The sequence below is a fragment of the Enterobacter sp. E14S genome, from assembly GCF_055666685.1.
Genome location: NZ_JBVODQ010000001.1, coordinates 693,244 through 720,038 on the forward strand (window position 1 = coordinate 693,244; position 26,795 = coordinate 720,038).

A 26,795-nucleotide genomic window follows, 5' to 3' on the forward strand; every position below is an offset into this window, starting at 1 on the left:
CAGTCTGGCCGCTCGCCGGCCATGATGGCACGCTGTTGCGTTGGCGTCACAGACTGGGTTATTTCAGGCATTGACTTGTATTCGGGTTGCTTAGGTGGACTGAGAACCAGATCGGAGCTACAGCCTGACAGCTGGAAAATTGCCAGTAGAGATGAAATAAGCTTGAACACGTTAAACCCTTCCAATGGGATAAAATTTTAAGAAAAAGCGTGGTGCTGGTTGCATCCAGGTGACTCGTTACTGATATTCAAAGCCACGCGCCTGGCTGCAGACAGCAGATTCACCACACAGATAACCTCGTAAGGATATATTTACCAGGACAATACGCGCAACGCTTTGTTTTCCTTCCCACCTGAACTAAAAATGCAAGGAAAGGCGACTATGCTTCTACAGTCGAGGAGGTTTATGCTAAAACCGCTATTCCGATTCTTTTGGTTAAGAGTTAAGAAGGGATTTGAATGGTTCAGGTTGAAGAATTAAAAATGAAGTACCCAGGCGCAGTGGCCTGGCAAATGGGTGACGGCCCGGAACTGGCGAGCGTGCTTGCGGAGCTGATTAAAAAAGGAATCAAAACGGCCACCTGCGGATCTTTTGCCTCGTACGCGCAGGATGTGTCTGCTCCGCGGATGGGGAGCTACAACATAATTCTTGATGGCCAGAATGTCCCGGTCTGTGTGATCCGGCTGGTTTCAATGCGGCTGGTGCGTTTTTGCGATGTAAATGAAGAATTCGCTCGCAAAGAGGGTGAAGGCGATTTAAGCCTTGAATACTGGCAGAAAGAGCATCAGCGATTTTTCTTCCGCGAAGGCCATTTTTCTGAAGATATGGAACTGATCGCGGAAGAATTTGAATTGGTTGAGGTGCTGTAAGCTGAGATAAAAGTGATACTTATCCCAGCGAGCCTGCACCCTTCTGATGCCCTCCCAGGTTTGTCAGGCTTTTTAAAGCTACCCTTGTCGATATAACGCATCACCCCGGCATCACTAGCCATTACCCTTAAGCCTGCATGATGTGAATCATTATAGGGCTCCAGATTTAACGCAGCTGTAAAACGTGCTGGTATTCGCCGCCGGAATCCGTACCATACGCGGCATACAATATTTGCCCCTGCTGGCTCCGAAGGTAGTACTAAATGCAACAGAATCAAGAGATTAACAAAAAAGAGCAATACAACCTGAATAAGCTACGCTGATTTTGCCAACCCATTGATGTCATTTAATTTATAATTTAATTCAATTAGTTATAGCATAATAACTTCTCCCTAAAGCTACCCAGAACTACATTTTTTGTGTCCTTTTTTTGCCCCTATTTCGCATTTTTGCCCCTAAATTTGCCCCTAACTTTAGCCAGCGCGCCCCCCTTCTTCTCCCTGCCCTATACTTTAAGTCTGACATCTGGCTGGAGGTTTCTATGTGTGGACGTTTTGCACAAGCTCAAACGCGTGAAGAATACCTGGCTTACCTGTCCGATGAAGCTGATCGCGACATCGCATACGACCCTGAACCTATTGGCCGATACAACGTCGCGCCCGGCACCAAAGTGCTGCTGTTGAGCGAACGCGACGAGCAGCTGCATCTTGATCCGGTTTTCTGGGGTTATGCGCCCGGATGGTGGGATAAGCCGCCACTGATTAACGCTCGCGTCGAAACCGCGGCCGCAAGCAGAATGTTTAAACCTCTGTGGCAACATGGCCGGGCGATCTGCTTTGCAGATGGATGGTTCGAATGGAAGAAAGAAGGTGACAAGAAACAGCCTTATTTTATCCATCGGGCAGACGGTCAGCCGATTTTTATGGCGGCGATCGGCAGCACACCGTTCGAGCGAGGCGATGAGGCAGAAGGTTTTCTGATAGTAACGTCTGCCGCTGACAAAGGCTTAGTGGATATTCACGACCGCCGGCCCCTGGTCCTATCGCCTGAAGCGGCCCGGGAATGGATGCGCCAGGACGTTGGAGGGAAAGAAGCGGAAGAGATTGTATCTGACGGCTCTGTACCAGCTGAGATGTTTATCTGGCATGCTGTGACCCGTGAAGTAGGAAATGTAAAAAATCAGGGGAGAAAATTGATAGAACAAATAGATATATAATCTGATGTACTTTTGATGTGTACTTTATATTTGGTTCAATTTTATCTCACTTTAAGAAAGAAATATATTTGCAGCCATCGGGCCACTAAGCCCATTTATACGATAAAATTCAACACGAACGCCAGGTTTTAACGTTTGGCTTTCATTATTACTTAATGCAGAAATATGTAAAAAAACATCTTTTCTGCCATCTGATGGGATAATCAATCCCTTTCCGCTCTTGAAGTCAAAACTTTTGACAATTCCTGTCATTTTACGAGACAAATATTTTCCTAATGGCAATCCAGATTTGACTATACAGGATTGGTTAATAATAGCTAATCCTATTTTATTGGCCTTCTGGAAGGCTAAAATAAAATTTGCTTAATCATTCAGCACGTGCCTTAATGGTTTGACTGATTCGTTGCGATGATGAATCTAACTTTTCCAAAAGCCGTTCTCATAACCAGGTGTTATCTCTGATACCTCCTCCTCTTGAGTCCAAACATATACCAGCATACGTTTCTTATCATGAGCTTGCTTGTCAGTTTGAAATGTTCAAACGGAGTTTGTATGTCATCTAAAATCATAGGCCTTGTTAAGTGGTTTAACGAAGATAAGGGGTTTGGCTTTATCTCCCCACTCGATGGAAGTAAAGATGTTCTTGTTCACACTTCTTCCCTGCTGGGAGAAAAATTTAATACTCTATTTGAAGGACAAAAAGTCAAATTCGCTATCATAGCTGGAACTAAAGGTCCAATCGCTGCCAAGGTAACACTTTGCGATAGATAATTTTTAGATGGTTTACTTAAGCCAGCATGACTTTATCAGTGGAAGGTGATTGTTCGGTTACGCACATCATTACAACAGGCCAGCATATTTACTTACCATCAAGTTTGCTGACCGATGTGATGAAATGCAGGACTGCTGCATGAACAGTCTCAAAGCAGAAGCTAACTGCTTATAAAATATTAAAGTGCGTAAGAGGTTAGGCAGCCTCTAAAAGCATCACTTCTTATTTTTTTAATTTTCTTAGAAGCGCTGGGGAGATTTGAATAAAGCACAGCAGTATGGGCACACCAATTGAGCCCCCTTTTGTACACGATTGTAACTATGTTCGGAATCTTTTGAGCAGTTTGGACAAGGACATTTTACTAAATAATTTCGGCGGAATTGAGTGTTTTTACGTGCTGACATAGATTTCTCCAGTTGAAATGGACCGTTACAGTACACGTTAAGTCAGTATAATGCTTGTTTTAATTTCGATAGAGGCAAAAAAAATGAACAAACAGCCCCCTTTCGAACACCTGCAGGGGCTAAAAGCCCTCAAAATACATGGTGATATATGAAAAAAGTAATCATTTTTTTTAATGGTAAGCCAAGTAAAGTTATCACTGTGCTTAAAGGTGTGACATCAATACGCGAAGAATATCCTAATGGAGAAGTGATAAACCTTCAGATAATGTCAGCAGGTTTTCCCTCTTTAACAGGTGACCATGAAGTGGTCTATGTGGCATCAGATCGAGAGCTTACCTCTCAGGAAATATTAGATGCGGCGCAGAAGTATCTTTGACGCAAGGGATTCAACGCCAACGTTCATGAAATCATTATTATAACTACGTTTAATTATTATAGCCTGCTTAACGCAGGCTTTTTTTTACCCCCACACAAACATTTATAATTAAGACATTTACATCCAACACCATGGCAATATGACTTTATTGCTGAAGAAACCATAAGGCCTCCATGAAAATTCTATATTACACAGTATTAATAGTTATTGAAGCCCCATTCTCAGATAATAATATCAACCCTCTTATCTTAGGTCTCTTGCATGACCGAAACTATTCAAGTAAGTCAAACCGAGGCGTTAAACTTCCATCCCATGCATTCATTGGTTCAGAGGGTCAGGCAGTTTTAGAGTGGGAGTCTGAAAAAGATGGAGCGGAAAAACTAAAAAAAAGACTCTACCAGATGCTGCATGGAATTACACGTTTAGAAGAGTCTCCCACAGCAATTTTTCTAATGATTTGCCCAGAAGATAAAACCTTAACCTTTGTTTCAAGACTTAAAGTAAAAAAATGAACATCGATATTTTAACCTTCACCATCTGAAAATACCGTGACCGTGAAAACTGCGAAAGAAAATCATGAGGCACATCAGTAAATTTTGTATCATTTGCTAAGCATTGCTGTTACATTCGGTTTAATGATGAATCCTCCTCAGCGGCAGGGCTAACTAACCTGATGATTTGTATATCAAGCGGCTCATCGTGAATTTCTGAAGCAGCGAGTCACGAGTGGTTAGCTCAATGACTCACCGGGAGGCACCCGGCATCATACCCATAAGCCCCTGTATAATTGCAGGGGCTTATTTACATTACAAAAGCATAGTAGTAGACATATTAATCTTAATACTCATAGCCGATAATTAGGTTCGAATGAATATACCGTTTAAAGAATCATCTAACTTTTATTAGGTCTGAATACCTCGTAGTATATCGTGGAGATAACATATCCCGTTTCATCTGCCATTGCTGCTGTATGCCCTGCCCGGCAAAATAAAGCGTTCCCTTTCCATCTTTTGCGTTCAGATAATCCAGAACTTCCATCAACCTATCGCTACCAGCACGCGGCGCGTTCTCGTCGAACAAGTTGAGCTGGGCCACACCATGGCTAAAGAAGTCACCCAGCATAATGCCGGCTTTCTGGTAACGGTGTCCGTCTTTCCAGATTTTGTCCAGGCACTTTACCGCGGCGTTAATGATGTCGCGTGAATCCTGAGTGGGGGTAAGAAACTTCATGGACGCACTGTTACCGTAATACGGCTCGTTAAGCGCAAAGGGAGAGGTTTTCACGAACGCAGAGATAAACCGGCAATACTGGTGCTCACCACGAAGCTTTTCAGCACCACGGGCCGCATAGCTGCAGATGGCCTGACGCATCTGCTCATATTCTGTGACGCGTTCACCAAAAGACCGGCTGCAGACGATTTCCTGCTTAGCTGGTGCAAACTCCTCCAGCTCGAGGCATGGCTCGCCGCGCAGCTCCCTGACCGTTCGCTCGAGTACCACGTTAAAGTGTTTGCGGATAATCCAGGTGCTTTGTTCTGAGAGGTCCAAAGCCGTTTTGATGCCCATGGCGTTAAGCTTCTTACTTATACGCCTGCCGACGCCCCACACGTCCTCCACCGGAACCAGAGCAAGCAGTCGGCGCTGGCGATCGAGATTGGATAGGTCCACTACCCCGCCCGTTTGCCGCTGCCATTTTTTGGCGGCATGGTTTGCGAGCTTGGCCAGTGTCTTTGTCTGGGCAATACCAACCCCGACAGTCAGGTGCGTACGCTTCAGAACTGTAGCGCGGATCTCTTTGCCAAATTCCGTCAGGTCCCGGCAGTTGCGAACACCTGTCAGGTCGCAAAATGCTTCGTCGATACTGTAAATTTCAACTCTGGGGCTCATTTCTTCGAGTGTTGTCATCACCCGGTTCGACATATCAGCGTAGAGCTCGTAGTTACTGCTGAAGCAAACAACCCCAGCGCGCCGAAATAAGTCCTTTTGCTTGAAGAAAGGCTCCCCCATCGTAATTCCAGCCGCCTTGGCCTCGGCGCTGCGCGCGATTACGCAGCCGTCATTGTTCGAAAGAACAACCACTGGCCGCCCTTTCAAATCGGGACGAAACACCGTCTCGCATGATGCGTAGAACGAATTCACGTCACAGAGCGCAAACATACTCAGCTCGCCGATTTGACGATGAAAGTAACAACGCCGAAAACGTCCAGCGTATCTTCGCTGCCTACAACAATCGGACTGTAGGCGCTATTCATTGGGATGAGTTGTACTGTCGGGCGTAACTGCAGGCGTTTAACAGTAAATTCCCCTTCCACCGCGGCGATGACAATGTCACCATGCTCAGCAGTGCGTGAGCTGTCCACCACCAGCAGATCACCGTCGCTGATCCCCGCTTCGATCATTGAATCACCCGCGGCTTTAACGAAGTATGTGGAACTCGGGTGAGCAACAAGTAACTCATTGAGATCGATGCGCTGTTCCACGTAATCAGCCGCGGGGCTTGGGAAACCACACTGTACTAAGTCACTGAAAAGCGGAAGAGTGAAAATTTCTCGCAGTTCTGTTGGCCTGATGAAGTCCATTGCACACACCTCAAATACTGTTTTTATATACAGTAGTTTTATTTGTAAGTGTCCGCAAGATACAGGCCCTACCCTCACTGCTTAAAGCTTCGCCGTTTCGTTTCTAAGTTTCTCTCTCGTTTCGAATTATGACTTTTGTAAATTATTCAATTCAAACTCCAATTGAGTAGTTTTAATCCAACGCCCCTACATCCAGTTCTTTGATTAGCCTTTTGATGCAACTAACTTCATCCATTAGAGCAAGGATTGCTTCATGGTGAAGGGCGGCGGCCACACCGAAGGTATCTACTGATTTAACATCCTCAATTTCTGAGCCATCTCGTAAGGTTGTTTTTCCATATGATTTAACTGCGTCAGGAAAAACCTTCTCGACTTCCTGAGCTATGAAGCCATACCCGTGCGCAGGAGTATCGAGGCGGTCCCATTCAACGCCTCGAAGCTGCTGCATTTTCATAAGCGGATCAGCTATTACCGTTATATTTTCTTTAATGCGCTCATCGGAAGAAGTTACCCAATTGCCTATCGCAGCGCCATTTGAATGGAATACCCATGCAACAAGTCCTTCCTGATCAGACCCTTTCAGGCCCAATGTCACGTTATCAAAATTAGCCCCGCCGCCACGGGCCCCCCCGAATGTCCATTCCCCTGTATACCAGGTTCCTCTAAGAATGTTGACATAATTTCCTGTATTTGGGTTATACCCATTGGCAACGATCAGGCTGATTCCGTTATTCATCAAACCACCGCCACCATTATCTCCTGAACTGATGGCAAATCCGGGATTACCGCCTACGCCGGGCTGGACTGTAATTGGGCTCGTGATTTTCCCACCCGCTTTCTGATCGACGGAATTTAATCGTGAATCGTTACCAGCGGCCACTGTTCCCGCTGCTGTTCCAACATCCCTGGTAGAGCTGTTTCCTAAACCGAGGTTTGTGCGAGCGCCTGATACCGTTGTCGAACCGGTACCGCCCTGTTCTACAGATAGCGCTGTCGTAAGTCCGCTGAGAGAGGTGATGTCGCGGTTTGCACCTTTTGCCGCCTTGCCTGAAAGTGATGTGGTAATGCTATTCCAGGCTGGGCCCGTCCATGTTGTGCCATCTGGCAGGGTTACCGTTACATTTCCGGTTCCAGAAAAAATACTTTGCCAGTTCTGTTTGTCGTAATTCAGTCCACGCAGCGCTTCAGCACTTTGCGCCACCAGCGCAGCAGTGACCATGTTCAGCGCCACGCGCGGGACCGCTGACCAGGCCGCGCCAGATTGCGTTGGCCCGGTAAAGTTGCTGACCAGTATCAGTTGGGTATCACTATCTACCGTTTTTACTGGTAACGTGTACGGAACGCCGCCCACAGTAGAGACAATGAAGTCACCTGCGGCAAGTTCGGTAGTAAAAGAGGTTCCGGAACCGCCAACAATAGCGGATCCATTTGTCAGGGTGAGGGTACCTGCCGACATAAAAGACTCCTGAGTGCAGATAATAAAAAACCCGCCGAAGCGGGTTCTTGTTTTGTTCACTTTGAACAGGTCGACCTGGTGAAGTTATTTTTGCTCACCCATCGCCAATTGAAGGGGTAGCCTGCCCTATATTCTGTCTGACTGGCTACTTTGCGCACATCGTAAATCTGTACCGACAGAACCTGACCTCCAATAAGTGCTTCTGCCTCGCATAATGGCTTTTGCTTTTGCAGAACTGAACCAGAGCAAGCAGAAAGAAACAGGCAAAATGCCATCGCTAACATTATTTTCGTCATTTCACACCTTGATTACTTTTTATTAAGTGAAAACTAACGCAGCGGTACTGAAATATAAAATAGATATAACAGATCAATTAAGTGAATTTGATCGCTTAAAACGATCAATCATAGGCGGCGGTGTTGATAGCCGTCAAAGCTATTCCAGTCGTTGTCCCACCCGCAGCAGAACCGGTAGCCGTTGTCGAGGGCGCGGCATTAATTCTGGTTGATGAACCATTAAACCGACATCCAGAGTAGGCTGTAATATTCACAATAGTGGGTGGTTTAGTGTTATTGTTCTGGATGATCTGGGAGCCAAGAATAGCGGGTGCCACCGCATAACTACCAGGCAGAGTGACGTCAATATTAATTCCACCTGTCGTAGCTCCAGGCGTCCCAACAGTCACAAGGTCACTCAATATCCGACTCTCGTTTGTCAGAACCAACTTCCCGGTGGCATCCCAGATAGCAAATCCCCATTTTGGCAATGTCTGAGGATAAATAGCAAAGATGTAAGCCGTTAATGTATGTGCCTGTCCATAGGCATTGCTTGATCCAACAAGAATATTTCCTCCTGATCTGGCTGCAGTAACCACAGTAGGCTGAGCAGTATCACTCGTTTTGCAAAAAACCATCGCCGGATAAGAAACGTCCAGAGCTATTGTTGCAGATGCACCGTGATATGCCCCGCTTGCTACTGAGTTAACCACTACCCTCCTGTAGAGACAAAATGGCGTGGACTGAGGCGTAATAAAGGGATTTCCATTATCCAGAGCTATCAGTGCGCCATAATCTGCCATTATGCTTTCTCCACAAAAACTACGAGCTCACATTCAGAGGCTGGATAGTTTCCAATCCCAACGCTGTTTGCCGCGCCAAGAGTTATCGTATTTCCGCTGGCGACGATACTGCGCCCTACCGAGACCGCCCCCTTATCCAGAGAAACGACAAATCCGACCTTCATACCTGCCGGAATGGTAAACGACCAGCTTCCAGAGTTTTGCCCCTCAGAAAGTTGAATACGTCCGACCACTGAAACTGGCTTAATACCATAATTGTTCGGATTGCCATTGGCATCCCATGTCTGAATGCCCCACGTCATTAAAATACTCCTGTAAGTTTACCAATCTGTACGCGGAGGACACCATTCGCATCCCTGATGCTGTCAGTAACGTTCGTGGTCTTTCTTGCGCCCTGCCCATCGCTGCCGTAGTTTTCCCAGGTACCGCCTTTGTCCAGTTTCCACCCGGACTGCCCTGGTACGTAATTGTTGGACTGGATGAAGTTGCCAATTTTAGCATTGGTGATCGTGCCATCCTGAATAAACGCTGAGCTAATAAAGACCTGACCATTAACCACTGCGAACGGTGAATACTGGGTATCACCACTGCCACTCATCAGCACGAACTGATTAGCGTTAAAGCCAACCCTAGTTATTACCGGTTTCCCGGCCTCAGCAAGCACAGCAATCGACATCCCGGCGTTGTAAATCACCCCGTTTATCCTCACACCTGTTTTGAGGGTGTATATTGCCGAAGCACCGGAGGCATCGACAACGGCTGTGAGCTTGTCTTCCAGGGAAGCGGTGACGTTGTCGATCTGCGCCTGCACCTGTGTCGACATTTCGGCCATTGCCCTATCCACCTCAGCAATAGTCGTTTTCACAACCAGGATATCGGCGCGTACCTCTCCGTATTGCGCCCATTGATGTTCAACTGTTCCGTGGTTGGCCAGCGCGTTCTGCATTGCAGCTTCAAGATTGGTATCAATATCGCTGGTCAAGCGGTCGCCGTCGGCCGAGTTAAGGAAATCGTCTGCGATTTCACCCAGATAATCATCAGCATTATCGTTAGACATTCCCCTGATCCAGTCGGTATAGCCGGACTCGTTACCCGTTCTATCAACCAACTGCGCGCGATACCAGAATTCCTGCCCGGCTTTCAGCCCGAGCTGGGTATATTCAGCAGATGGATAAGGTACGTCCGATAGCAGCAACGGATCGGAAAAGTCGCTGTTGGTCGTGTACTGGATTTCTGTTTTGAGGGTATCGCCGGTGTTTCCCGGGAACCCCCAGTTCAGACGAATACCCCAGTTGATGGCCGTAGCCATAAAGCCCACTGGCTTGGGCGGATTGCCCACTTTGCCGGTCAACGTCTTCTCTTCTGAATATCCCCACCCGGAAGAAATTTCCGCTGCGTTGATAGCTCGCACGCGCACCAGGTACAGTCCGGCGTAAATCCCCGGGACGTCGAATGACGTGGTAGAGCTGCGCGGCACGTTAACCCAGTTCCCATCATTGCGGCGCCATTGCGCCTCATAGGCGATGGCATTTTGTGCCTGGTCCCAGCTTACACGCATGGTTTCGACGCTGATATTTTGCTGAACCACCGAAAACGAGCTGATCGCGATGTTGGCTGGCGGCGACTGGTTACCCGGAGGAATGACACTCACCGGCCGCTGATCTATAACGGCACCTGTATCGATACGGGCATATTTATCCGGATCGTGATTTGCCCCCGTGATGGTATATGTCCCGTCATTATTATCGGTGACACTAATTACCCTGTACTGCTGCGCATAAAGTTCATTAGATTCAATAACCCATACAGCCTCAGCCTGCGGAAGTTCACTAAAGGCGGATGTCACGGTAACCATTTCACCTGACAGGGACTGAATCGTCCGGAATTGGGTAACACCCGACGGTAGGTTTACCATTATCCTGTCGCCGACCTTAGCACTTGGTACCCGGTCAAGTTTGAGTACACGACCATTAACCGCGGATAATCGACCGCCTAAATCTCGACCAGAGAGATTGCGATCAGAAACAGCAATTATGTAGCCCGGCTGAGGAATATTGCCGTCCAGACCAACGTCAAACGTTACAACCCTGTCTTTATTGTTGGTCAGGATCCCCCAGCGCCCTTTCCTGTTTGCCTCAGACTGTCGGGTGCACCCGATGGCGGTGATCTCAAGCTGGTTGAAACCATAGCGCGCCACCAGCGCCTGCTCGAAGACGGGCTCCATTGCATCAGCATAGCCATTTGCCGGATCAGACCAGGATACAAGAGCGTTTGTGTAGCGACTTTTGGTTGTGCTGCTGGAATATACGAATTTGCCGTCGACAACGTTAGCATGCGTGTAGGTAAAATCGACATCTCTGGGCATGTCCGCAAGGGCAACAATCTGATCGTCTCCCCAGTAGGTCATGCCTCGAAAAATGGCGGCGAAGTCACGCAGGACGGTGTAAGCGTCATTTCGATCCTGAATGTATACGTTGCAGGTGTAACGAGGTTCAGTTCCGCTACCACCCTTACCATCCGGTACCGGTTGATCACAATATTGAGCGACCTGATAAAGCGTCCATTTGTCGATATTGGCTGCCGTTAGCCGATTACCAAGGCCGAAGCGGTCAGTGACCACCAGATCGTAAAATATCCACGCAGGGTTATCTGTCCATGCCCACTTAAAAGCGCCCGTCCAGATGCCGCTGTACGTTCGTGTTTCTGGGTCATAGTTATCGGGCACACGGATAACACGTCCGCGAGGCTCGCAGGATATTTGCGGTATCGAGCCATTGAACTGGCTCGAATCAAATTCGATGTACAGTAGCGCGGTATTCGGATAGCGCAGTTTGGCGTCGATTACTTCTGTGAAGCTTTGCAGCGTCATCGTGTCGCCGATCTTCGCGCTGTTTGCATCAGAGGTAATCTTACGCAGTCGGATTGTCCAGGTGCTGCCAGCCTGAGGTAAATCGATACGGTGGCTGCGTTCGTAACCTGATGTCGTTTTGCCGGTCACGCTGGTATTGAGTACCGTCTGCCATGTGCCGCCGTCCGTCTGCAGGTCAATCGCATAATTAACCGAGTAACCGACCAGATCGCCGTCGTCCTCCTGTTTGAAAAGCGAGGGCCATTTTAGACGCAGGCGAACAGCTGAAAGCTGCGTGTTGGTAAACGTGCGCGTCCACGCTGTAGAGCTGGAAACTTCGGAACCTACATTGATTTCATTTTCGGTACCCGGGATCCCTTGAATGTATTTTTGCGCCTGAGTTCCAGAACGAAACTCCCACGCCACACCGCTGAAGTTCTGTGAACCATCTGCGTTCTCAAGTGCGGTGCCATCAAGATAAATATCGCGCGCAGTAAGGCCACCAGCAAACTCCCCCTCTCCCAGCGCGAGAAGGATTTTTGCCTTGGCTACTGACTGCAGATCGTCTGGCTGTTCTGTAGGAGTTCTTGAGCTTGAACTGCCGCCCTTGCGGCCTTTAATAGCGGTTGCTATAGCCATATTGCGCCCATAAAAAAAGCCACCCGGAGGTGGCTTATTGAAATGTGTTTAATCTAGTAGAATTCAACTTTCGTATTCGCTGTCATTGGTACTGGCTTCGGCACAGGATTCCCTGCGCTCTGCATTGTTACTTTACATATTTCAGGAACAAGCTTTTCGCTATAATGACAAGTATTCGTTGCTGTATAACCTTCCGAGTAAACTGATGTGTTTATAATTTTATAATCAAGAGGCTTCCTGTCTTTATCAACATAAGATATTTCGTTTTTAGAGAGGACCTTACCAGAACCATAAAACTCAGAACGTATCAAATTAGAATTATCATCATAAAAATGCTCAGATATTTTCTTACCCAAATAATAGGTGTCTTTAATTAAGCCATTCGAGTAAAGACTATATCGCAACTCGTCACCATTTTCATTTTGAGTCAAAATATTACATTTTTCATCGAGCTGTATAGAGAAAGGCTTACCATCTCTTTGGCCAACAAGACTTCCATTACTATTTTTTAGATTTGTTTCATGACCAGACGAAACGTTATCAAGATCTAAGCTTTCGACACAACCATTCTTAGCTAGTCTGATGGAGATTTTATAAGTGACCTTACCATTTTCTTCAAGATTAGTATCTAATGATTTGACAGCTCCTTTAACTGGATTGAAATCAAAAATAGTAGATAAATTATAGAGGAGAGGTATGTAATGGTTATCAGCTAAAGCCATGCCTGAAAATAAGGAAGTACAAAGGAAAAGAGTAGATATTTTTTTCATTTTTGAATCTAAGCTCAAGTTACCACATATTAAGTAAGCCCATTACAGCATGCTTACTGCTGATCTTCAACATAGATACCGGCGGAGATGATCGCGCCACCTATACGGCGCCGTCCGTACAAGAGCGGTACCGGATTGCCCTGAGCTGTCGTATTTGTTACTCCACCAAAGGCATAACTAGCCTTGTTGTCTGCCGATTGCTTGCTGGCAAGTCCGGTTGTCTGTGGAGAAAGCATTTGAACGACACCGCCAAGGGCCATCGCAGCGCCAAATTGCATTAGAGGAACGCCGACAGCACCACCGCCAAAGTATGACGCCACAGCACCAACTGCGACCAAAGCCACGCCTAAGATGGTCTGGAATACTCCACCACGTTTACTCCCGAGGATAACCGGAGCAATACGGATATCAGCACTACTCTGATCCATAGAGAGTTCGTCATCGTTCAGGTTACGCTTTCCACTGAATACAGCGTAAGTAAGCCCACGCTGCTTGCTGGTATTCAAAAACCGCTCAAAGCCTGGCACGATAACGCACAATGCGCGGATGGCTTCTTTTGGTGAGGCTACCGAAAGTTGGAATTCGCGGCCAAACGTAGTACCCAAAACACCATATAGACGAACAGTACGGACGGATTCGCACATTATCCCTCCTGCATGATTAGGCTTTTATGCCTGACAATTTTCATGGTTCTCTCCATCCAGTAACCTCCATATGGCACACGTTGGCTGAGGTGATCATAAAGATGATGAAGAAGCATGTTCCCCTCCAGCAAGATCCCTGAATGGTTCCACTTATTCGATTCCACCTGCATGATGATCAAATCGCCCGGCATTGGTGATCCACTGAATTCTCGGAACCCACATTCGTACCAGCAATCCTGATAGAAATTATCCGGATAGGAGTCCTCCCACCACGGATAATCAACACGGTAATCCTGAAGTTCGACATCATGCTCCTGCCGGAAATAGCTCATCACCAGCCCCCAACAGTCGTAGTGTCCCAGCACAAACGGGCGCCCGAGCAACGGCAATTCACCTCGGGGAGTAATGGTACGAAAGTCTCCTTCAGGCCAACTGACAATATACCAGGGCAGCAACGTTGCATCGCATTGAGCCTTGTCCAGTTCGCTTGGTTGGGTCGTCGCGTCAGGGTGACTATGTACGATTCCCGTTATCATCCCCCAGTCTTCAGCAGCGGCGTAATCCTCTGGTGAAAGGTGAAACTGTTCCGTTGGTTCAGCAGCCAGATTACGGCAAGGGAAATAGCGTTCCACCCGGCTTTTCTGTGCTATCACGCCGCAGCATTCGTGGGGATATTCTTTCGCTGCATGCGCCAGGATGGCCTGAATTGTTTTCTGACGCATGTTAACTCCTGATCAAAGATGTTCCCGGAAAACCACCGAAAGGAAGTTCATTGTGTTCGCCAAACCGAAGCTTGCAGGCGGTGAGCGTGCCGTTGCATTCATCCAATGAGGGATCGCTTACCGGATTGTTGTTTTTGTCGAAGTAAAGCGTGCCGGCATAATCGCACCCATCGCCGGTGCGGTACTTGTTCCGGATGCACCATGTGCAAAGTGAATGCAGCTGTCTGGTCGGAATCATCAATCCCTGCAGATCCATCGGGCTGGTAAGAACAAACTCGATACTTTCACCTGGAAGCTCGCTATTTTTACCGTCGATATAGAAAACCCGCTTTCTCACCTGCAAAGGATCTGCTGTGGGATTTCCATCCGGGAAATTGCGCTCATCCAGGTAATGCGCAAAAGTTTCATGAATCGTAACTTTGGCCTGCAGCATATCGTCATATGCCAGACAGAGCGCAGTGATAGAACTGTCAATGTTGGCAACGGTGAGCGTCGGCTGGGCGCTACTGCCATCGGTTGAAGCTTCCAGTCCCTCGAGCTTATATGGCCAGGCACCATACTCTTCGCCCTGCCACCAGATACTCTTCGCCTTTAACTTTGATTCGTCGCCACCAGCCGCCGTAATCTCTTCTTCAGTATGCGGGAGGTTATAAGCGTGAAAGCGCAGAACGTCGTCCAGACCAAACGTAGAACCGTCTACCTCAAGAAGACGTATTTTTTCACCCGGTTCGAGGCGTTGATAATCTTCAGTAATCATGGTGCGTATGCCTGTTTGAAGGTTGCTTTTATGGTCATCACTTTGCTGGATAGCGGCTGGGCTTTAATGGAATCAGCTTCAATCCGGTATAAACCGGTTTCGCCAACAGGAGACGTCCAGATAAAGGATTTTGTTATGTGCTTGCGGCAAAAACTCAGCGCATCGAGCATCTCTGCCTTTTTTCCCGTTAAGGTCATCGGCCATGACTGTTTTTCAGGGTTGATGCCTTCACCGGCGATCTGTTCAAAGCCGTCTCCGAAGGATGCAGAGCGTGTTGCGTAAGTGAACTCCCCTTCCATTCCCGCTTGAATCTGGGTTCGCCAGGTAAATGTTTCGATCGCCACCTTTCCTCCGGGCATAAAAAAACCCAGCGAAGGCTGGGTTAATCACGTGAGATCCTATTTATTATTAAAACGATTCCACAGTCGAAATTCGGTAGACATAAGGCCCACGTTGCGATCCGTTCTCGTCAATTTCGTTGTATGTAATGATGCCGTCAACATTTAGAGGGACATCCAATACATCAATTGTGGCTATGTTTTTGTGGATTGTTGACCCCCAATCAAGAAGGGCTAAACCTTTCCCAAATTCTTCCATTACAAATGGGTATCGTTCGACTCCCCATGCCTCGTAGTTTTCTACAACGCCAAAACCGAAGGAAGCATTGTCATAATTGAGTTTTTTGTCATTCAGAACTGGAGAAACGAATGAAATACTCGATTTTTCATCCCCGACCCATAGAGCCGTCACCTTAACTGAAGCCATTTCGTGTCCCTTAAGCCATTAATTTCAGTGACATAATCATACCAGTCAAAATGCCCGGATGGTGGTTATTTATGGCACGATTACCAAAAAGGGATATAACAAATAACGGTCACTATTCATCATCTCGATCTCGTCGCATTCCAGATTAGACCACCAGGCTGAAGCTGTTTGGCAATTCCAGTACGAACAGACTGATCGATGGTCTGTTTGTAAGCCCGAGAAATAGCATCGTTATTGCCGGAAGTCTGCTGGTGAGTGTTCTGGTTTTGAACGACCACGGAAGTTTGAACGGTTACGCCGCCAGCTGCATTCGATTGCAGCCCATACATTGGGGCTGTGCCAACATAACCACCGTTTGCATACCCCTGAGCTCCACGCATAAGCGCATAGAGATTGCCAACACCTAATGCACTTGTCGCTTCCTTCGTAAACACAAACTCACCGCCGTGTACAACGCCTTTCGGTTGGTATTTACCGCCATCTCCCGTGTAGCCGCCTCCATCAAAACCGGGGACCAAACCACCACCTGAGAAACCAAAGAACGCGCCGATACCGGCTCCACCAAACGCTGACTTCATTCCATTAACCAGAGCCAGTTGGGTCAGCATCTGGGCGATGCCCTTGAGGAAAGTGGAAAGGAAATCTGAGAAGTTAGATTTACCTGTTGTGAAGAAATCAGTCAGGGTGCTGGCCATGCCGGTGAATGCGTTGCTGGTAACCGTCTGCACCTGGGAGTAGACATTGGTCGCGCTGTCTTCGAAATCAGCCCAGCCCTTTTTCGCGCCGGTCAACCAGTCGCCACGCAACCTGTCCTCTGCATCATAGTAATCATTCGCCGCTTTAAGCTGCTTCTTATATCCGCCATCATCCAGCGAACCACCTGAATTTTTCCAGCCGGCGGCGAGCTGGCTCTTTGCCAGCTCTCGCTGCGCCTGGCGGTCACTCATCCCCGCGCCACCCAGTAATGCGGCCTGTTTCTCAGCCATCTGCGTGACGTATTTCTGCGAGGTATCCATGCGCTTGTTCAGCAGTTCCTGCGCGGAAATCTGATCACCCAACAGGGCTTTCTGCCGCGCTAACTGCAGCGCCTGGTCTTTACTCGCCAGCAGGGATTGTTCCTGCTTTGTCAGTGAACGTGAACGCAAGGCCTCCTCCAGCACCTGAAATTTCGCTTCAGTCGTCCACAGATCTTTGCGCTGCTGGCTGATGGTGTCGTTCAACCCTTTATGCTGCTGCAGCGCGCGTAACTGTGCCTGAAGCGCCAGTAACTCGGCCTGAGCAGCATCCGTGCTGCGATCGCCAGCCGATATAGTGCCCTGCTTTCCGGTTTTCGACTTTTTGCCAAAAGCAGCGACTTCTTCTCGATCCTTCTGTGTGGTCGCGGTTTTTATCTTGCGGGTGGTATCAAGGTATTTACTTGCACTAATGTCTGCGGCATCCCAGTCTTTTTTCAGCTGAGAAACGCTGTCGCCATAAGCACCGGCCATTTGTTCGTTATAGTCCTGCCATCCCTGCAGAGTATCTGTTTTCGCCCAGTCAGGAACGAGATTAATCGCGGCAGCGATAGAGGAAGAAATGATCTGGTTCAGTTTCTGGAAAACTATCGCAACGCTGTAATAAATTGCGTTGAATTCCTTCAGTGTGTTTGATGCCAGCTCAGCTACCCACTGACCGATATTCTGCATGGCCTCAGACGCCCAGTCTTTGATATCCAGCCACAGGCGACCAAACGGTGTCAGCGAGTCGTAAGCCTGCTCTCCACGTTCTGCCATCGTATCGCCAAACAGGTCCATAGCCTGTGTAACGGCCGCGGTCTGGTCCTTCTGTTTCACCAGCTCATCAATGTGCTTAAGCTGCGAAACAGTCAGGAAATTGTATTGTTCGTTTAGACTCTGAAGGGCTTTAACCGGATCCTTTTCTATATCCTGATATGCCTTGGTGATGTCCTGCGCCGAAACAATACCGGTTTGAACTGCTAGTGCCGTAGAGCCTGCCACTTTTTCAAGCTGCTGCTGTGTAAGCGATCCCATGCTAATCAGTTCAGTCATCAGACTTTGAACGGTTTCTACAGTAGCGCCAGTAGAGGCAGCAATCGACTGGGAGGAAGCCATTATCTGGAGCGCTGACGTGCCTGCAATGTTGCCAGTCCTGATAATGGCCTTGTTAATTTCGTCGTAGGCTGTGAAGTAGTCCGCTCCCGCTTTTGCAGCAATCAGAACAGCACCGGCCAGGCCACCAATGGCCACTCGGGCAGGAGTCACCATCGATAACATCGCTTTCAGAGCATTGCCTACACCGCCAAACGAATCGCGCAGCTGGCCACCCTGCTGAATGGCTACCATATAAACCGGCATACCGGACGCCAATGAAGTTACGATGTCGGTCATTTGCATTGGTAGATAACGCATCGCGTTGCGGTATTGCCCCGCGCTGATCGCTCCTGACTTCCACGCTTCCTCCTGCTCTTTCAGTCGGGCGATCATCGGTGCAGCACGATCGGACACGCCAAGTTGGGCTGCTTTTAGCTCTAACAGTTCTGCGCGCGTTTTTCCGATTGCTGTGACCTGCTCTTCCAGCGAATCGATAAAGGTTTTGCCCGCCGCCGCTGCACGCTGCGCTGCCTGTGCCTGTTCAATGCGAGCCCGCCCCTCTGCGGTCTCAGACTCCATGACCTGCGCCAGTTTAGCTCGGGTCGTCTCAAGCACGCTGTTGTAGCGAGTAAAGTCCTCGTCTCCCACCAGCCCTTTACCGCGAAACTTCGCCAGGCTCTCCTGGATCGTGTCCAGTTCATCCAGCGCCTTGTTGACCGGGCTGATTTTATTCAACAGGTTCTGCAGCTCCTGGCGCTGTTGCTTCAGGCTTTCGCTGTTCTTCTTCTGGTTGTCGATACCGGTGCGGAACGTACTGTTCAGGTCATCCGCTTTACCTGCCGCGGCGGACGCGGTCTCCTGAAAGCGATCCAGTGCCTGATTACCGCGCTCCAGCTCACTGGTATTTACACGCAGGGAAATCGTGGCGATATCGTTACTCATTACGCCCTCTCTTTATGCATAATTTTTAGCGCAGCACTTTCCATCACCCGGATGTCCGAAAGCGCGGTTGCCTCGTCGTCGACGTTGTGCAGACGCATTACCCAAGGCAAAACGTTATAGTCGAGCCCGGACGCGCCGCCCATTCCCGTTCGCCATTGCGTGCTGACAGCCTGAAATACCAGGAATGAAGGCCAGATATCGGGCCAGACATCTACGAAATTATCGTCATAGTCATCCGGCGTAAGCCCGTAAGGCGCCAGATCTGCCGCGGTGGGTTCAGGCGTATAGAACGCAGAGGCAACCGCTATCAGTTTTTTTCGCGCTGCCCCATCAGCTCGCGGTAGTAGGTTTCCGGGATGGCCTTCATCGCCGCCGGATAGTTCTCCAGCAGCACCGACAGGTTTTCCGCGTTGAATGCGTCGGGAAGTGCCCAGCCAGCAATGATTTCCATCAGAAAATCAGTGGCGGTTTTGCCATCCATTTTCTCCAGATCCGCAAGTTCTTTGAGTGGCTTGTGATTAAACGTGAAGGTCAGCACACCATCCTCATCGCCGGCTCGGGGGATCGAGACATTGGCTTTAAATGTTGGTTTGGGCTGAAGAGTAAATTTGGTCGCCATCGATACCTCTAACTGAAAAAAGCCTCCACAATGGGAGGCATGGAATAGTGAAAGCTCTGACGGCTAGGCGGCAGCGTCAGTCACCTTGTAGAACGTCATCGCCGGTGACTGCAGGTTTAGCACCACACTCACTGTCTCTACCTCGTTAACTGCAGTAGTTGGCGTATCGTCAAAGGACGCCGTGGCCGCCCAGTAACGGTTTTCCTTCGCCTTCGGCACGTACATGTAAGCCGCAATCGTCTCTTCGTCTTCGTCCAGTTGGCGCAGCAACGGATATACCGGGAGAGTTGAGTCGTGAGCAATCGAGTAGGTCTGAGAGACTGCGGATTTATAGGTATTCAGGTTTCGCTGGCGGTCGTCGCTCAGGAACTGAATCTGTGTGGTGTTCTGATCGCCACCAGATTTCGACACCTCAGTAATTTGCGGCAGCTCGGTCCATTCAAGAACCTTGCGGATCGAACCGGTACCGCCACCAGCGGCATATTTGTTTTTGTTGGTGGTATTGATATTGCGAAGAGTTACGGCGCTTTCGGCAATCGCATCAATTTTTGCAATGACGTTATCAACACCGGACCAGTTGCAGTTCACATGAACAATATCACCCACCTTGAGTGCGTCCGCTTCACTCACGGTGATCACCATATTTTCGGCGTTCGTCGCCCCGGTGAAAGATATGGCTGGGCCATAGCCCGATGCCAGATAGACGTGGGCGCCATTAGGCAATGCAAAGCCCATATTGGTTACTCCTTTAGAAACGGGAAAACCGGCAAAGAGCCGGTCAGGTTTAGTAGGTTGTGAGGATTAGCTGGAGATATCAGCTCGATAATTGAGACTAACGGGAACGGTATAAGAGACAGATGTAGTGATACCGCGGAAAACACCAGGCGTTTGATCTATCCAGCATGTAAAACCCCTGCCTTCAATCTCCTGCCCCTCGGGGAACAATTCAGCCACGCGGTCAGCCAGAGCAACGACGGAGGTACGGCCGGAGCCGGCTGGCGCCACGACATTAATCTGGTACACGCCTGAATAAGTCCGGCAGCGCAATCCGAGATCGATTGTTCGCGGCGTAACGGGCATATCGTGAACGGCCAGGTACATCTCGTTAGCAGGAGGTGTGAACGGCACGTTCTCCCATGCAACCGAAATGCCCTCGGCATCGGCCCAGGCACCCAATCTGGCGGCCAGTGCAGATGCAATATCAGGAATCACTTAGTCACCTCCCTGACAGCTTCCTCAAAGAAGCGTTGAAACTCAGCTGCAGTTATGCGGACCATACCGCCCGGAGCCTGTGTGGAATGCCCCATTTCAAGCGGGTAGGCATAGGGCACGTTGTTGCAGAAATAAATGGCCTTCATCCCGACTTTGAAGAGCGACAGCGTGTAATTCCCTGCGGCTTTTGTCAGATTTCCGGTTTTATCTACACGTCCCATTTCATCTGTGGTCGGTGCATCAAAAGACACCTGCCAGTTACCGCGAAAGCGTCCGCCCGTATACCCCGGCGGTGCTTTGATATCCATCCCATCAACCAGTCGAGCCTTCTTTTTAAGTCGTCCGGTTTTAGTCAGGTTGGCAGGGTCCGATTTTTGCGCTTCGCTATGGTCGTATACCGCCTGATTGTAAGAGGCTGCCGTCTGGTTGATGCCCCAGAGTTCGGGGTTGCCGACAGGTGACATCATCACCAGTTGATTAAGGATCCGAATGCCGACAGCACGTACGACCGCTTCCTGATTCGCTTTGGCTTTGTCCACGAACGCGGTGATGGCAGCCGTGAACGCCTTATTATCGTCCATGTTATGCCCTCAACTGAGCTTTGTAGCAGAGCACCACAGCGCCCGGTTTCACGGGGTTTGGTTTAACTACGCGGTGGCTTACGCCGTCCACGTCGATCAGATCGCCGGTTTTAATGTCCTTCTCAGCACTGAAGACAATCCGAACATCGCCGTTTTCAATGACGGTTCCGTCAATTTCACCTGGCGAGTAATCCGTCTTCACTCCTGTGGCGGTGAACTGGATATCATCGGAACGATGCTCTACACCACCGATGACGATTAACGTGCCCTTACGCGTGACGTTGTATGCAATGCCGTTCTGCTTGAGCATACGAGTCGTTGTCGTCTGCATTCGCTGATAGTTGATGGCCATTACGCACGCTCCGCGAAAGCATTGATTGCATATCCACGCCCACCAGCCAGGTCGCCGAGAATAGCCATTACCGCCGGGTAGGATGGTGTGAACACCTCACCATCGGCAACCGCATAGGTCATGGTTACGGCGCCTTCGACACGTTCGGTTTTCACAGCGGCTTCGCGCACGCTGGAGAGTAAATCGCCGTCGATTGCCTCTACCGCCAGCATGCACTGCGCGGTTATAACCTGCCGTGGTACTTCATCCGGTGGGAAATCATGTTCATCCAGAACGACATTCACGCGTGGCCATGCCAGCGGCTGTCGAGGGTCTGCTTTGGAACCTACCCAATCAAGCCCTTCCAGATAGTCCATCGCCTTAATCAGTAACGGCGCGAGCTTTTCAGGCAGCTCAATCCCTCTCAGCGCGGCAAATGACGCCAGTTCATCTTCGCTGGCGTAACTGTTAACGTCAGCGGCGGTGATATCAGTATTAATCATCTGAGCATCCGTTGAATGGGGCTTACGCCCCATCAGTTAGCCTGCAGCAGGCGCGGTGAAGGTGATTTCCTCACTCGATTTAGCAATACCATCAACGGTACCAGTGACTGTGAAATTACCTGCTGTATCAGAGGTAAGTTTGACCGTCGCCCCACCAGCAGAACCGGTCTGAGAACTGGCAGTGCTGAGCGTGCCGCCGGTTGAATTCCAGGCAACAGTTTTGCCGGAAACACCTGCGCCGTTTAGCGCGTACTTAAGGGAAATGGTGACCGCATCGGTGCTGTCAGCGGTTGCGGAGGTTTTATCCGCTGACAGCGTTACTCCCCCGCTGCGGATCCCAGTTTGATCAGCACGCCTGCCGTTGATTTGTTGCTGGTGAAGTGCTTCTTCCAGTTACCTGCAGTGCCGATTTTGGTCAGGTCCGGGTTGTCGCCTTTGGCGGTATCCCAGCTGTAGCCCAGCAGATCAACGTTCACCACACCTTCAGCGCGATAGCCAACCGCAAGGTTTTCCTGATCGTTGATGTCGTAGGAACGGAACCCCGGCGCCTGTGACTCAGTGACGGTAACAGCTCCAGCTACCAGCCCAAGGATCGCATCAGCGTCCATGGTGTCGGTCACCAGCACAGGTTTACCCAGCGTGCCTGGCTGCCCGCCGTAAACCACCACGCCCGCTTCTTCGTAGATTTTGTTGGCGATCGCCTCATCAACAATGTCGAAGTAGGTGGCAGAGTGCATCACGAACAGGACCACGCGGTTAAACTTGTCCCCGTATTTGCGCAGGCCGCGCGTCAGGGTCTTTTTACCGTCGGTCTCAATGTCGGCGGTTACAACCATGTCGGCGTTAGCACCAATCGCCGCAGTCAGCGCTTTCAGGCCGTATTTCACGTAGCCTTCCAGCGTGGCATCAGCGACATCAACGCCGATCACTTCGGAGAACTCATCAACAGAGCGTCCACGGCGTTTAAAGGCTTCTTCCGTGGTTTCGTACGGGCCGTATTTCCACGGTGCTTTGACGGATACCGCTTCACCGGCGCCAATCTTCTTACCCGTCACTTTTTCGGTGGAGTTAACGTCACGCGATTCGATTGAGCCGCCAACCTTGTAGAAGGCACGCTTGCGGAAGTCGCCTTCAATCAGCTCGTTATCCAGGAGGATCGCTCCGTTGGAGGACGCGTTGAAAATTGCCAGGTTGTCCTGGCGGCGCTCGAGGAAAGCGGTCTGCGCCAGATCGTCATAAATGATCAGGTCACTATTAACAGTGGTAGGCATGGGTTAATCCCTTATTTCGGAAGTTTGAGGAAGGCCTGCTGGCCATGCTTGCGGATGTAGTCCGCTTTGTCGCTGGCGCTCATTTCGGAACGTTTCAGGCTGCCACCGCCGTTTGGTTTGTGTCCGCCCGCGCCGGTGCCTTCTGCGCGTGGGAAAAGATGCGGAGCCGTCTCCTTAAGAGACTCCGCCCACTCAAGCGGGCTTAGTGGAGTTTTGCCGTCTTTACCGAACAGAACATCGCCATTTGCATCAACTGCTACGGCCTCGCCTTCGTCGTTGAGCTGGAATGTGCCTTTGGCACGCAGAATCAGATCGTCGGATGCTTCCGGCAGCGCGCCAGCTTTTGAGGCTGCTGCACGGATTGCATCCCCCAGAACTCGATCCCGGAATTTGTTGGAGAACGCTTCGGCTTTGTCCGCGCGTTCATTTGCGGCTTTAATCTGCTTATCAACGTCAGCACGCAGACGCTCGGTGCGCTTATCGAGCACCTCATCGATTTTTCCGGCGGCAATCAGCTTTGCCTCTTCGTCGTCGGAAAAACGCTGGAGGATCCCGCGCACTGCATCAGGATCGATACCATCAAAGCGAGACAGGTGTTCTTTTTGCTGCTTAATGGTACCCAGCAGCTCAGAGTTTTTCGATTTCAGGCCAGTGACTTCGTTGGTCACGCGCTCATCAATCAGCTTCTGGATTTCTGGGGTGATTTCGATACCACCGCCGCCGCTGCCCTCGCCGCCGCTTTCTGGTGCATAGAATTTCAGAAGCATGTTTCGAATTAACATATTTTCCCCTCGGGATTTTGCCGGGCCTCGCCCATAAAAAAGCCCCGGCGGATGCCAGGGCGTGAAGTAAGAAGTGGTTGTTAGTTGTCAGTGCCTGAGAGTTGCTTCAGACGTTCCAGGGATATCCATTCGCCTTTGTCAGTGAACATATCAGCCAGGTTGATTTCACCGGCTCGGAACAGACGGCCACGCTCGGCACCCAGAACCTGATCCTGCCGTTGAGCTGGCTGACGCTCGAGCCATTCCAGATACGTGGTTTTAGCCGGTACCTGTCCATCCATGCTGGCACGACTCCCCTCGTCCATCTCATCAATATGAATGCCGAGTTCGCGCCAGGACTTGAGAATCAGGGTTTCAGTAGAACGACAGCAAAAATGAATCTTCCCGGGTCCCTGTAGGTAAGGCACCTTATGCCCGACCGGTTTGTTATCCAGGGTGTAACGCAGCAGGTCACGAATAATGCAGTCGTGGCTGGTTTTATTGTCCAGCGTAGACAGCCACTGTTTGCCTTTCACGATATCGCTGTTGGCACTGGTGAAGCTGTTGCGCGCTGTGGCAGCCAGATGATTCACAGCTGTTTTAGCGATGCTGGCGGCGTTTGCCCTGCTCATCTGCAGCGCCCCGTCGCGATAGTCTTTGTTGGCATGGCCACGAACATTGCGCGCGATAGTTTCTACCGTGTCGCCAGCAAGATAACCCCTGCGGACGGCGTTCACGATACGCGCCAGCCTGTCCGATTCCAGATTCTCCGCCCACTCACTCAGCAGCCGACCCTGAAAGGGTTGCGCCATCGCCGCGGCATACACCATATCGGCGGTGATGCCCTGCAACGGATAGTGAGACAAGACCTGTGATGGCAGAAGGGAATCAAACAGGCTCAGCTGATAACTGGCTTCGTTCTTTGCCAGTGCCACCAGCTCACTCTCGAGCCCTGCCTGCATGGTGGCTACGGCCTGATGGTTAAGCTCACGCACGCTGCCCAGTAAACTCTGCAGACGGCTAACGGTGAAGCTCTCAGGAGGCAATCTGTCCAGCGCATCCAGTAGACGTGCCGACAAGTCAGCATCCGTCTCGTTAAGCAACTTCACCATCCGGTTTGCCACGCCGGTGGCGTAGCGGGTTAACCAGACGGAATGTGTGATCGATTCATCACGCAGGCTTTCGTTAATGGTGGGCATATCAGCCTCCCGTCAACGTTGGCGCCTGATTGTGAAGCGCATCAATAACCTCGTCCGGGCTGTCGGCCGGGTCAATGAGATCAAGCTTCTGCAGCGCGCGAATCATATCGCTATCTCGCAGCGCACCGGACTGCCAGGCGTTGACGATTGCCGTCACCATGCCCGACTCAGCAACCTTCGCAATGAATTCCTGGTTGATTGTATAGCTCGTCGATTCGCCCTTGATGCCGAGGTATTTCGCACACCATCCCAGCGCCAGCGTATAGGCCTCAGAAACGTTTGAGACGCAGATACCGAGCACCGATGTTGATGATGTTTGCTCACCGCTCGCCTGCGTCGCAGTCTTCGCCGTGGCGTTCTGCTCAATCAGTCGGGCGCCCAGCTGCACCATGTAGTCGCGCTTGCTGTCCATGGCCTCTTTAGCCAGCATGTTCGGCTGTGCCTGGGCATAACCAAACGAGCCCTCCTTGGGAAGCAAAAGCGGTGATCGGGAACCAATTTTCACGCCCTTCTTCTCGAGGTGATCGCGCCAGCCGGTATCGAGTCCAGTCATGTACGGCTGCACCTGGCCACAGAACCACACGCTGTCCTCATAGTCAGCACTGTTTCGGTAATGACCGTGATTTATCTCCACCAGTGCAGCCAGCGGTGAATCATCAATAGTGGGATCGTTGTTCTGAGCGCCGACGAAGGTAAACGGAATTTCATCCCAGTAGTCCTTTCCTTTAGGCTTCGGATGATATTCGCTGTCAACGGTGTAGGTTCCGCTTGCAGTGCCACCAGCCCGGCGCCATACGCGGCATATGAACCGCTCTTCTTCCAGCGCCAGCTCGCGGTACTGGATTTCATCCTTGTAAGCGTAACCATCCGGCTCTTCTACGCATTCACGCAGGACCACCAGCACCAGTTGATCGCGTCCGTTAATTCGCTTTGTTCGCCAGTTAATGATGTTCTCTGCCGGATAGCGGAGGATGATCGCCTCATCGGAGGCTTCAGCGTAATCGACATAAAGCCCCTCACGCGCAACTTCCAGCACGTTCTCAGCCACCCGCTGTGACTGCTGATAGATGCTGGTTCCGGCCCCGTCAGCATTGTCCAACAGGTACTTCAGCTTCTCAGGACCGTTAAACGTGGGGTCCTTGCGATACGCCATCCCAAGCATGCCGATCTTCGTATTACCGGCAATGGCGTAGAACACCGCTCGGCTCAGATAATCTTCGTTGCGTTTGCGGTTACGCGTGGATTTATCGGTTGGGTCGAGATAAGGCAGATATTTATTACCCGCCGCCTTTACGGCCTCAGCTCCTTTGCAGAAGTCCCTGTATTTCCGCCAGGCAGCAGAAGCCGCCCGGTGTTCTGGTCGAACCCAGGTGATATCGTCGTTTGCCATA

At 50.2% G+C, this 26,795-nt stretch carries 33 protein-coding genes and 1 pseudogene; 6 read left to right on the forward strand and 28 right to left on the reverse strand.

Annotated features, from left to right (window positions below; translation table 11 throughout):
- Nucleotides 1-458: 458 nt before the first annotated feature.
- The 3 genes and pseudogenes from ACZ6J2_RS03275 to ACZ6J2_RS03285 all read left to right on the forward strand — a co-directional run bounded on the left by ACZ6J2_RS03275 (nt 459) and on the right by ACZ6J2_RS03285 (nt 2,085).
- Nucleotides 459-869 carry an ASCH domain-containing protein gene (locus ACZ6J2_RS03275; RefSeq protein WP_471724788.1) on the forward strand — a complete coding sequence of 137 codons (411 nt, stop codon included), beginning with the start codon at nt 459-461 and terminating at the stop codon, nt 867-869.
- Between the two features lie 156 nt (nt 870-1,025).
- Nucleotides 1,026-1,097: pseudogene (locus ACZ6J2_RS03280) on the forward strand (hypothetical protein); the annotation flags it as partial.
- Between the two features lie 313 nt (nt 1,098-1,410).
- A complete protein-coding gene (locus ACZ6J2_RS03285; RefSeq protein ID WP_023344259.1) occupies nt 1,411-2,085 on the forward strand; it encodes an SOS response-associated peptidase in 675 nt (224 codons plus the stop codon).
- Between the two features lie 51 nt (nt 2,086-2,136).
- Here ACZ6J2_RS03285 and cspF read toward each other — a convergent pair whose 3' ends face one another.
- The gene (cspF, locus tag ACZ6J2_RS03290) at nt 2,137-2,349 is read right to left on the reverse strand and encodes a cold shock-like protein CspF (RefSeq protein ID WP_274239531.1); all 213 of its coding nucleotides are present in this window, start codon (nt 2,347-2,349) and stop codon (nt 2,137-2,139) included.
- Between the two features lie 288 nt (nt 2,350-2,637).
- Here cspF and ACZ6J2_RS03295 point away from each other — a divergent pair, with 288 nt between their 5' ends.
- Nucleotides 2,638-2,856 (forward strand): cold shock domain-containing protein, encoded by a 219-nt coding sequence (locus ACZ6J2_RS03295; protein ID WP_126328651.1) that lies wholly within the window; start codon nt 2,638-2,640, stop codon nt 2,854-2,856.
- A 240-nt stretch (nt 2,857-3,096) separates the two neighbouring features.
- Here the strand turns inward: ACZ6J2_RS03295 and ACZ6J2_RS03300 are convergent, their stop codons facing one another.
- Nucleotides 3,097-3,261 (reverse strand): YnfU family zinc-binding protein, encoded by a 165-nt coding sequence (locus ACZ6J2_RS03300; protein ID WP_213758942.1) that lies wholly within the window; start codon nt 3,259-3,261, stop codon nt 3,097-3,099.
- 148 nt (nt 3,262-3,409) lie between these two features.
- Between ACZ6J2_RS03300 and ACZ6J2_RS03305 the strand changes: the two genes are divergently transcribed.
- Nucleotides 3,410-3,637, forward strand: a complete 228-nt coding sequence (locus ACZ6J2_RS03305) for a hypothetical protein (protein ID WP_025910815.1) — start codon at nt 3,410-3,412, stop codon at nt 3,635-3,637.
- Nucleotides 3,638-3,810: 173 nt separating this feature from the next.
- Nucleotides 3,811-4,149 (forward strand): hypothetical protein, encoded by a 339-nt coding sequence (locus ACZ6J2_RS03310; protein ID WP_126328652.1) that lies wholly within the window; start codon nt 3,811-3,813, stop codon nt 4,147-4,149.
- A gap of 376 nt (nt 4,150-4,525) precedes the next feature.
- Here the strand turns inward: ACZ6J2_RS03310 and ACZ6J2_RS03315 are convergent, their stop codons facing one another.
- The 26 genes from ACZ6J2_RS03315 to ACZ6J2_RS03440 form a co-directional block, all read right to left on the reverse strand.
- The gene (locus tag ACZ6J2_RS03315; RefSeq protein WP_126328653.1) at nt 4,526-5,794 is read right to left on the reverse strand and encodes a Y-family DNA polymerase; all 1,269 of its coding nucleotides are present in this window, start codon (nt 5,792-5,794) and stop codon (nt 4,526-4,528) included.
- Nucleotides 5,795-5,796: 2 nt separating this feature from the next.
- Nucleotides 5,797-6,216 carry a translesion error-prone DNA polymerase V autoproteolytic subunit gene (locus ACZ6J2_RS03320; RefSeq protein ID WP_471724789.1) on the reverse strand — a complete coding sequence of 140 codons (420 nt, stop codon included), beginning with the start codon at nt 6,214-6,216 and terminating at the stop codon, nt 5,797-5,799.
- 172 nt (nt 6,217-6,388) lie between these two features.
- Nucleotides 6,389-7,672 (reverse strand): tail fiber domain-containing protein, encoded by a 1,284-nt coding sequence (locus tag ACZ6J2_RS03325; RefSeq protein ID WP_126328654.1) that lies wholly within the window; start codon nt 7,670-7,672, stop codon nt 6,389-6,391.
- A gap of 56 nt (nt 7,673-7,728) precedes the next feature.
- The gene (gene cor / locus ACZ6J2_RS03330) at nt 7,729-7,968 is read right to left on the reverse strand and encodes a phage exclusion lipoprotein Cor (RefSeq protein WP_471724790.1); all 240 of its coding nucleotides are present in this window, start codon (nt 7,966-7,968) and stop codon (nt 7,729-7,731) included.
- A gap of 104 nt (nt 7,969-8,072) precedes the next feature.
- The gene (locus tag ACZ6J2_RS03335) at nt 8,073-8,750 is read right to left on the reverse strand and encodes a hypothetical protein (RefSeq protein WP_126328656.1); all 678 of its coding nucleotides are present in this window, start codon (nt 8,748-8,750) and stop codon (nt 8,073-8,075) included.
- Nucleotides 8,750-9,052, reverse strand: a complete 303-nt coding sequence (locus tag ACZ6J2_RS03340; protein ID WP_063440020.1) for a hypothetical protein — start codon at nt 9,050-9,052, stop codon at nt 8,750-8,752. Before ACZ6J2_RS03340 ends, ACZ6J2_RS03335 begins: the two co-directional genes overlap by 1 nt.
- Entirely contained in the window at nt 9,052-12,237 is a 3,186-nt protein-coding gene (locus tag ACZ6J2_RS03345; protein WP_471724791.1) for a TipJ family phage tail tip protein, read from the reverse strand. The genes ACZ6J2_RS03340 and ACZ6J2_RS03345 overlap by 1 nt, the downstream gene beginning before the upstream one ends.
- Nucleotides 12,238-12,290: 53 nt before the next feature.
- Nucleotides 12,291-13,007: a YnfC family lipoprotein gene (locus ACZ6J2_RS03350; protein WP_471724792.1), complete on the reverse strand. Its 717-nt coding sequence runs from the start codon at nt 13,005-13,007 to the stop codon at nt 12,291-12,293.
- Between the two features lie 53 nt (nt 13,008-13,060).
- The gene (locus tag ACZ6J2_RS03355; RefSeq protein ID WP_046092069.1) at nt 13,061-13,651 is read right to left on the reverse strand and encodes a tail assembly protein; all 591 of its coding nucleotides are present in this window, start codon (nt 13,649-13,651) and stop codon (nt 13,061-13,063) included.
- The gene (locus tag ACZ6J2_RS03360; RefSeq protein ID WP_471724793.1) at nt 13,651-14,373 is read right to left on the reverse strand and encodes a C40 family peptidase; all 723 of its coding nucleotides are present in this window, start codon (nt 14,371-14,373) and stop codon (nt 13,651-13,653) included. The genes ACZ6J2_RS03355 and ACZ6J2_RS03360 overlap by 1 nt, the downstream gene beginning before the upstream one ends.
- Nucleotide 14,374: 1 nt before the next feature.
- On the reverse strand, nt 14,375-15,130 hold the full coding sequence (locus ACZ6J2_RS03365) for a phage minor tail protein L (protein ID WP_471724794.1): 756 nt from the start codon (nt 15,128-15,130) through the stop codon (nt 14,375-14,377).
- Complete coding sequence (locus ACZ6J2_RS03370; protein WP_126327716.1) at nt 15,127-15,474, reverse strand: phage tail protein; 348 nt, start codon at nt 15,472-15,474, stop codon at nt 15,127-15,129. The genes ACZ6J2_RS03365 and ACZ6J2_RS03370 overlap by 4 nt, the downstream gene beginning before the upstream one ends.
- 64 nt (nt 15,475-15,538) lie before the next feature.
- Complete coding sequence (locus tag ACZ6J2_RS03375; protein ID WP_047652153.1) at nt 15,539-15,895, reverse strand: hypothetical protein; 357 nt, start codon at nt 15,893-15,895, stop codon at nt 15,539-15,541.
- A 119-nt stretch (nt 15,896-16,014) separates the two neighbouring features.
- A complete protein-coding gene (locus ACZ6J2_RS03380) occupies nt 16,015-18,927 on the reverse strand; it encodes a phage tail tape measure protein (protein ID WP_471724795.1) in 2,913 nt (970 codons plus the stop codon).
- Entirely contained in the window at nt 18,927-19,343 is a 417-nt protein-coding gene (locus ACZ6J2_RS03385; protein ID WP_320338427.1) for a DUF1799 domain-containing protein, read from the reverse strand. The genes ACZ6J2_RS03380 and ACZ6J2_RS03385 overlap by 1 nt, the downstream gene beginning before the upstream one ends.
- Nucleotides 19,235-19,546, reverse strand: a complete 312-nt coding sequence (locus ACZ6J2_RS03390) for a phage tail assembly chaperone (protein WP_143347125.1) — start codon at nt 19,544-19,546, stop codon at nt 19,235-19,237. The genes ACZ6J2_RS03385 and ACZ6J2_RS03390 overlap by 109 nt, the downstream gene beginning before the upstream one ends.
- A gap of 63 nt (nt 19,547-19,609) precedes the next feature.
- Nucleotides 19,610-20,281 (reverse strand): phage tail protein, encoded by a 672-nt coding sequence (locus ACZ6J2_RS03395; RefSeq protein WP_143347127.1) that lies wholly within the window; start codon nt 20,279-20,281, stop codon nt 19,610-19,612.
- Nucleotides 20,282-20,347: 66 nt separating this feature from the next.
- Nucleotides 20,348-20,758, reverse strand: a complete 411-nt coding sequence (locus tag ACZ6J2_RS03400) for a DUF4128 domain-containing protein (protein ID WP_143347128.1) — start codon at nt 20,756-20,758, stop codon at nt 20,348-20,350.
- On the reverse strand, nt 20,755-21,339 hold the full coding sequence (locus ACZ6J2_RS03405; RefSeq protein ID WP_471724797.1) for a hypothetical protein: 585 nt from the start codon (nt 21,337-21,339) through the stop codon (nt 20,755-20,757). Before ACZ6J2_RS03405 ends, ACZ6J2_RS03400 begins: the two co-directional genes overlap by 4 nt.
- Nucleotide 21,340: 1 nt before the next feature.
- Nucleotides 21,341-21,691 carry a hypothetical protein gene (locus tag ACZ6J2_RS03410; protein ID WP_471724798.1) on the reverse strand — a complete coding sequence of 117 codons (351 nt, stop codon included), beginning with the start codon at nt 21,689-21,691 and terminating at the stop codon, nt 21,341-21,343.
- Complete coding sequence (locus ACZ6J2_RS03415) at nt 21,691-22,173, reverse strand: DnaT-like ssDNA-binding protein (protein ID WP_471724800.1); 483 nt, start codon at nt 22,171-22,173, stop codon at nt 21,691-21,693. The genes ACZ6J2_RS03410 and ACZ6J2_RS03415 overlap by 1 nt, the downstream gene beginning before the upstream one ends.
- Nucleotides 22,174-22,209: 36 nt before the next feature.
- On the reverse strand, nt 22,210-22,566 hold the full coding sequence (locus tag ACZ6J2_RS03420) for an Ig-like domain-containing protein (RefSeq protein WP_471725062.1): 357 nt from the start codon (nt 22,564-22,566) through the stop codon (nt 22,210-22,212).
- Nucleotides 22,491-23,444, reverse strand: a complete 954-nt coding sequence (locus tag ACZ6J2_RS03425; RefSeq protein WP_471724802.1) for a major capsid protein — start codon at nt 23,442-23,444, stop codon at nt 22,491-22,493. The genes ACZ6J2_RS03420 and ACZ6J2_RS03425 overlap by 76 nt, the downstream gene beginning before the upstream one ends.
- 11 nt (nt 23,445-23,455) lie before the next feature.
- Nucleotides 23,456-24,226, reverse strand: coding sequence for a hypothetical protein (locus ACZ6J2_RS03430; RefSeq protein WP_127731143.1), 771 nt, complete (start codon nt 24,224-24,226; stop codon nt 23,456-23,458).
- Between the two features lie 80 nt (nt 24,227-24,306).
- Nucleotides 24,307-25,404 (reverse strand): phage minor head protein, encoded by a 1,098-nt coding sequence (locus ACZ6J2_RS03435; RefSeq protein WP_471724804.1) that lies wholly within the window; start codon nt 25,402-25,404, stop codon nt 24,307-24,309.
- Between the two features lies 1 nt (nt 25,405).
- Nucleotides 25,406-26,794 (reverse strand): DUF4055 domain-containing protein, encoded by a 1,389-nt coding sequence (locus ACZ6J2_RS03440; RefSeq protein WP_126328671.1) that lies wholly within the window; start codon nt 26,792-26,794, stop codon nt 25,406-25,408.
- Nucleotide 26,795: the final 1 nt, after the last annotated feature.

Bases quoted from the DNA above. Each gene is read 5' to 3' on its own strand.
- ACZ6J2_RS03300 (WP_213758942.1), bottom strand. From the start codon at position 3,261: ATGTCAGCACGTAAAAACACTCAATTCCGCCGAAATTATTTAGTAAAA.
- ACZ6J2_RS03435 (WP_471724804.1), bottom strand. From the start codon at position 25,404: ATGCCCACCATTAACGAAAGCCTGCGTGATGAATCGATCACACATTCC.
- ACZ6J2_RS03425 (WP_471724802.1), bottom strand. From the start codon at position 23,444: ATGCCTACCACTGTTAATAGTGACCTGATCATTTATGACGATCTGGCG.
- cor (WP_471724790.1), bottom strand. From the start codon at position 7,968: ATGACGAAAATAATGTTAGCGATGGCATTTTGCCTGTTTCTTTCTGCT.
- ACZ6J2_RS03325 (WP_126328654.1), bottom strand. From the start codon at position 7,672: ATGTCGGCAGGTACCCTCACCCTGACAAATGGATCCGCTATTGTTGGC.
- ACZ6J2_RS03315 (WP_126328653.1), bottom strand. From the start codon at position 5,794: ATGTTTGCGCTCTGTGACGTGAATTCGTTCTACGCATCATGCGAGACG.
- ACZ6J2_RS03345 (WP_471724791.1), bottom strand. From the start codon at position 12,237: ATGGCTATAGCAACCGCTATTAAAGGCCGCAAGGGCGGCAGTTCAAGC.
- ACZ6J2_RS03310 (WP_126328652.1), top strand. From the start codon at position 3,811: ATGAAAATTCTATATTACACAGTATTAATAGTTATTGAAGCCCCATTC.
- ACZ6J2_RS03285 (WP_023344259.1), top strand. From the start codon at position 1,411: ATGTGTGGACGTTTTGCACAAGCTCAAACGCGTGAAGAATACCTGGCT.
- ACZ6J2_RS03320 (WP_471724789.1), bottom strand. From the start codon at position 6,216: ATGGACTTCATCAGGCCAACAGAACTGCGAGAAATTTTCACTCTTCCG.
- ACZ6J2_RS03350 (WP_471724792.1), bottom strand. From the start codon at position 13,007: ATGAAAAAAATATCTACTCTTTTCCTTTGTACTTCCTTATTTTCAGGC.
- ACZ6J2_RS03305 (WP_025910815.1), top strand. From the start codon at position 3,410: ATGAAAAAAGTAATCATTTTTTTTAATGGTAAGCCAAGTAAAGTTATC.
- ACZ6J2_RS03295 (WP_126328651.1), top strand. From the start codon at position 2,638: ATGTCATCTAAAATCATAGGCCTTGTTAAGTGGTTTAACGAAGATAAG.
- ACZ6J2_RS03410 (WP_471724798.1), bottom strand. From the start codon at position 21,691: ATGGCCATCAACTATCAGCGAATGCAGACGACAACGACTCGTATGCTC.
- ACZ6J2_RS03365 (WP_471724794.1), bottom strand. From the start codon at position 15,130: ATGATTACTGAAGATTATCAACGCCTCGAACCGGGTGAAAAAATACGT.
- ACZ6J2_RS03430 (WP_127731143.1), bottom strand. From the start codon at position 24,226: ATGTTAATTCGAAACATGCTTCTGAAATTCTATGCACCAGAAAGCGGC.
- ACZ6J2_RS03340 (WP_063440020.1), bottom strand. From the start codon at position 9,052: ATGACGTGGGGCATTCAGACATGGGATGCCAATGGCAATCCGAACAAT.
- ACZ6J2_RS03355 (WP_046092069.1), bottom strand. From the start codon at position 13,651: ATGTGCGAATCCGTCCGTACTGTTCGTCTATATGGTGTTTTGGGTACT.
- ACZ6J2_RS03405 (WP_471724797.1), bottom strand. From the start codon at position 21,339: ATGGACGATAATAAGGCGTTCACGGCTGCCATCACCGCGTTCGTGGAC.
- ACZ6J2_RS03360 (WP_471724793.1), bottom strand. From the start codon at position 14,373: ATGCGTCAGAAAACAATTCAGGCCATCCTGGCGCATGCAGCGAAAGAA.
- ACZ6J2_RS03275 (WP_471724788.1), top strand. From the start codon at position 459: ATGGTTCAGGTTGAAGAATTAAAAATGAAGTACCCAGGCGCAGTGGCC.
- ACZ6J2_RS03415 (WP_471724800.1), bottom strand. From the start codon at position 22,173: ATGATTAATACTGATATCACCGCCGCTGACGTTAACAGTTACGCCAGC.
- ACZ6J2_RS03335 (WP_126328656.1), bottom strand. From the start codon at position 8,750: ATGGCAGATTATGGCGCACTGATAGCTCTGGATAATGGAAATCCCTTT.
- ACZ6J2_RS03380 (WP_471724795.1), bottom strand. From the start codon at position 18,927: ATGAGTAACGATATCGCCACGATTTCCCTGCGTGTAAATACCAGTGAG.
- ACZ6J2_RS03395 (WP_143347127.1), bottom strand. From the start codon at position 20,281: ATGGGCTTTGCATTGCCTAATGGCGCCCACGTCTATCTGGCATCGGGC.
- ACZ6J2_RS03440 (WP_126328671.1), bottom strand. From the start codon at position 26,794: ATGGCAAACGACGATATCACCTGGGTTCGACCAGAACACCGGGCGGCT.
- ACZ6J2_RS03390 (WP_143347125.1), bottom strand. From the start codon at position 19,546: ATGGCGACCAAATTTACTCTTCAGCCCAAACCAACATTTAAAGCCAAT.
- ACZ6J2_RS03375 (WP_047652153.1), bottom strand. From the start codon at position 15,895: ATGGCTTCAGTTAAGGTGACGGCTCTATGGGTCGGGGATGAAAAATCG.